5 protein-coding genes are annotated in these 4,464 nt (G+C 26.1%); 2 read left to right on the top strand and 3 right to left on the bottom strand.

Annotated elements, in window-relative coordinates; all coding sequences use genetic code 11:
• From M3Z80_RS09295 to M3Z80_RS09285, 3 genes are all read right to left on the bottom strand, one after another.
• A partial coding sequence (locus M3Z80_RS09295) for an NAD-dependent epimerase/dehydratase family protein (protein WP_293919337.1) occupies window positions 1–110 on the bottom strand: 110 nt, incomplete at its 3' end.
• 362 nt (window positions 111–472) lie between these two features.
• On the bottom strand, window positions 473–1,480 hold the full coding sequence (locus M3Z80_RS09290) for an acyltransferase family protein (RefSeq protein WP_293919336.1): 1,008 nt from the start codon (window positions 1,478–1,480) through the stop codon (window positions 473–475).
• Between the two features lie 246 nt (window positions 1,481–1,726).
• The gene (locus M3Z80_RS09285; RefSeq protein ID WP_293919335.1) at window positions 1,727–2,287 is read right to left on the bottom strand and encodes an AraC family transcriptional regulator; all 561 of its coding nucleotides are present in this window, start codon (window positions 2,285–2,287) and stop codon (window positions 1,727–1,729) included.
• Window positions 2,288–2,417: 130 nt separating this feature from the next.
• Between M3Z80_RS09285 and rpe the strand changes: the two genes are divergently transcribed.
• Both rpe and M3Z80_RS09275 read left to right on the top strand, forming a co-directional pair.
• Window positions 2,418–3,071, top strand: a complete 654-nt coding sequence (gene rpe, locus M3Z80_RS09280; RefSeq protein ID WP_293919334.1) for a ribulose-phosphate 3-epimerase — start codon at window positions 2,418–2,420, stop codon at window positions 3,069–3,071.
• A gap of 20 nt (window positions 3,072–3,091) precedes the next feature.
• Window positions 3,092–3,970, top strand: coding sequence for a diacylglycerol/lipid kinase family protein (locus tag M3Z80_RS09275; RefSeq protein ID WP_293919333.1), 879 nt, complete (start codon window positions 3,092–3,094; stop codon window positions 3,968–3,970).
• The last annotated feature ends 494 nt before the right edge of the window (window positions 3,971–4,464 follow it).

The raw sequence follows: 4,464 nt of genomic DNA, 5'->3' as shown, positions 1-4,464 counted from the left end.
TGTCGGGTAGCATTATTTCTATATAAAACCTTAACATGTTTAGCCTTTTTAGCCAACTTTAGTACTAGATAGCTACCTACTAATCCCGTACCTCCTGTAACTAATATCATAGAATGCTAAATTACTCTTTTTTAATTTTATTTTTTACTCGCTTATTCAATAATTACAATTTTATTGATAAGAATATTTATAAAAGATAATCTTTGCATTAGAAATATATAATCCTATTAATAGATATTTATAGTAGATAAACTAACGAATTTTCAAAATAAATATGAAAAAATAGATATAGAAAAAATGTAATAAATGAATGATAACTGTAAAAAATAAGCATTTAGAAGATCTGAGCAGTTGAAAAAATAAAATTAATACTTTTGAGGAAACGATTAATTTTAAATAAAAAATAGCTAAATGATATTTCTATTAGAATAAAGTGCCTGTAATAAAAATTACAGGCTATATAATTAATATCTTATTTTTTTGATAAAATTAAACTTGGATTTATCCAATATTGGATTGGTTTTAGTTCCGACAAATATAGACTTATACCTACAATAACCATAGACATTGGAAATTCGAATAATATAGGATAAGAAACCTCTATGGGTGGAAGCAAATACATTCTAATTCCTGAAATAGTAAATATTATACAAGGATGTACTAAGAAAATACCCAAAGAATATTTCCCTAACTTATAAAATCGGTCCGTAGCTAAATTCATTACACAATTAATGCTGATCATGCTGATTAAATAAAAAGATGCTCTATATAGAAATCCTTGAAAAACTGTTGGATAAGTAGCTTTGTAAGACCCCTCTCCGAAAGTGGCCATTAAAAAATGGAAAAGGTCTTTATAAAAACATAATCCAATAAAAATTATAAGTAAAACAGCAAATGAAATTAAAGGGTTAACCTTTCTAATTTTATTAAAAATATTTTCAGTACAATAATAGCCTAGAATAAAATATGGAAAGAAAGTAATTATTCGAAAAGCATTCAATTGTATATCTATAAATCCAAATAACAAAGGAATTATTAAAGATAAGCTGAAAACTAATGCAAATTTTAATTTAAATTTAGCTATATAATAAATCATAAACCTCCATACTAACAGTCCTACTATATACCAAAGACCTCCCTTTGGAAGAATAAAAATGGAAATTATTTCTTCGAAGATATTAAATTGATTTGAAGGAGGGTTTATCGAGTGTGCAATTATTAAGGGTATTGAATAAGTCAGTTGAGCTACGATATAAGTGAGAAATAAAGTTTTAAAAGATTTTTTATATTTATCCCAAGTGATAGTTTTAGAAAAGTAACCGGAAATAAATATAAATAGTGGCATGGTAAAGGTTGAGAGAAAACTTACCAAAACTTCAGTACCTCTATCCTTGTTGTATTGACTTTCGGTGGTATGAGCATATACTACAAAACAAACTAATATAAATTTCAGAGAATCAAAGATCTTATTCCTATTCATTTTAAAAAACGATTAAATTAACAGTTGACAAAGCTAAAAATATAATGCTGAACGTCCAAATTAATAAGTAAAATATAATATATATTCTTTTTCAGTACAAATTGAATAATAAAAAAAATAAAATCACATTACATGTAATTAAATTATATCAAGTTGAGTCCAAAAATAATTCGTATAAATATAAAATTAATATATTAATATAGAATAAAATTAACCGTTTGCAGGATAGTACGTTATTAAAGAAAATTATATAATTTTATCCAATCCTTTCCTTTTTTTTATTTTTTGTACTTTAAACTGTGAAGGAGTTATACTGGTAATTTTTTTAAATTGCGCAGATAAATGAGCTACACTACTATATCCTAATTTATAAGAAATTTCAGATAAGTTAAGTTCATCATATGACAATAGTTCTTTTACTTTTTCTATTTTTTGAAGAATTACATAATGCTCAATTGTTATACCGGTGGTAGAAGAAAACAATTTGCTTAGATATGAATAGTCTTTATTTAAATTTTCCGATAAAAATTCTGAATAATTAGATGATTGTTTTTTATATTCTTGAATTTGAGAAATTACTAAAGCTTTAATTTTTTCTATAATTTTTTGATTGGAATCACTAATCAATTCAAATCCGATTTTATTTAATTTAGCATTAAAAATTTGTTTTACTTCTTTGCTCATTTCATCCGTTAAGATTACTTCTCCAAGATCTATACTAACCGGCTGTATACGAATTTCTTTTAATATTTCTTCAACTGCAAGTATACAACGATTACAAACCATATTTTTAATATATAAAATCATAGGTGAAATTTTATACAAATGTAATGCCTAATTCACAACCATATAAGTAAGGTTTCTTATTTATGGAACATTACTATAAGATAATTAAATGCATTAAAATTAATAGTTTTTTATAAATTTGCATAAAAAAATGGCATTATTAGCACCTTCCATTCTTTCAGCAAATTTCGGAAATTTAGATAAGGATGTAGATATGATCAATTCGAGTGAAGCCGATTGGTTTCATATTGATATTATGGATGGAGTATTTGTTCCCAACATTTCTTTTGGTTTTCCAATAGTTGAAGCGGTAAATAAAAAAGCTAAAAAGATTAAAGATGCTCATTTAATGATCGTTAATCCAGATCAATATTTGGATACATTTAAAAAATTAGGAGTAGACTATTTAACTGTTCATTATGAAGCCTGCACACATCTACATAGAACTATCCAAGAAATTAAAAAATTAGGTATGAAAGCAGGTGTAGCTTTAAATCCGCATACTAATATAAATTTACTGGAAGATATTATTGAAATTCTTGATTTGGTATTAGTAATGAGTGTAAATCCTGGATTTGGTGGACAAAAATTTATTGAAAATACTTATAAAAAAATAGGAGTCAGTAAAGATCTTATCATTCAAAAAAATTCAAAAGCATTAATTCAAGTAGATGGAGGAGTGAGCTTAGAAAATGCAAAAAAACTTGCAGATACAGGAGCAGATGTTCTTGTGGCAGGAAGTAGTGTATTTAATGCACAGGACCCAATTCAGATGATTAAAGATTTAAAATCCTGTACTATATAAATTTATAAGCCAGTTTCTTAATGAAAGAAAGTAGAATCCATTTCATTGTCAATCCTATTTCAGGTAAAGGACAGGGTTTAGAAGTAAAGAATAGGATTAAAGAGCTTTTTGCAGATTATGATATTGAGATTAAGCTTACAAGAAAAAAAAATGATGGCTTTAAATTAGCTCTGGAATCCATAGAAGCAGGAGCAGATATCATTGTAAGTTGCGGTGGAGACGGTACACTCAATGAAGTAGCCTCTGCCTTAGTAAATAAACAAGTCATATTAGCTATTGTGCCTATAGGATCCGGAAATGGTTTGGCTCGACATTTGAAAATTCCGCTCACTTATGATGTCGCTTTACAATTTATTAAAAATTCACAAAAAAATATAAAAAAAATTGATTGTGGTAAGATAAATCAACAGTATTTTTTTAGCAATGCTGGAATTGGGTTTGATGCAGAAACTGTGAAAATTTATGCACATCAGAAACAAAGACAATTGATAGGATATGTGAAAAGCTTATTAATAAGCGTTTTTAAATTTAAGCCGATTGATTTATCTGTTCTTTCCAAATCTAAAAAATTTACAGGAAAAGCAATGATGCTTAATATTTCAAATAGTAACTGTTTAGGTTATGGTTTTTCCATTTCTCCTGATGCTTCTTTACAAGATGGGCAATTTGATATAAATTTAATTACCCAATGTTCTTGGATTACATTTTGCCTAATCGGCTTACAATTTTTGTTAAATACAAATATTGGAAGTAAGAAAAATATATTTTTTAAAACGAATCAATTAGACATTCAGCTTGATACTGATTATTTGCAGATAGATGGTGAATTTACTCCCATACATGCGAGGAACTTATCTATTACATTGGAGCCTAAAGCACTTAAGGTATTAGTTGGATAATCAATTTTTTAATAATTCGAATCATTAAAACAGTTCTTTATAGCCATTTTAAAAGTATTTTTAATGATAATAAAGAATTTCAATGAAATATCAAAATAACTAAGAGGTAGTTAAATTCATTCTTACTCAAATACCTTCCACCTTAAAAATCGATATTTTTATAAGTAAATCAGTATAAATATAAGAGTATTATTGATTATAAAATCAATATACATTATTGATTAAATACTTAATGGTGATGCTCTTGGTAAATAGTTTTTTTGTAAAAAAAATATAATTTTAAAATGTCCATAGATAATTTGTATTATATAAAATATTTACTTTGAAGATATCGTCAAAATCAGTAGATTTGAACCTATACAGTAAATAAAGAATACCAGTTTAAAGCAAAAAATAAAATGGACCAATTTTCATTTTTAAATGCAATAGATTCAGAACATATAGATGAGTTGTACCAGAAATATTTAAAATTTCCGGATAGTATTGAACCTAGT

The sequence above is a fragment of the Apibacter sp. genome (assembly GCF_025291155.1).
Taxonomy (GTDB): domain Bacteria; phylum Bacteroidota; class Bacteroidia; order Flavobacteriales; family Weeksellaceae; genus Apibacter.
Note: the sequence above shows the minus strand (reverse complement) of the source record. Positions and strands in the feature narration are given on the sequence as shown.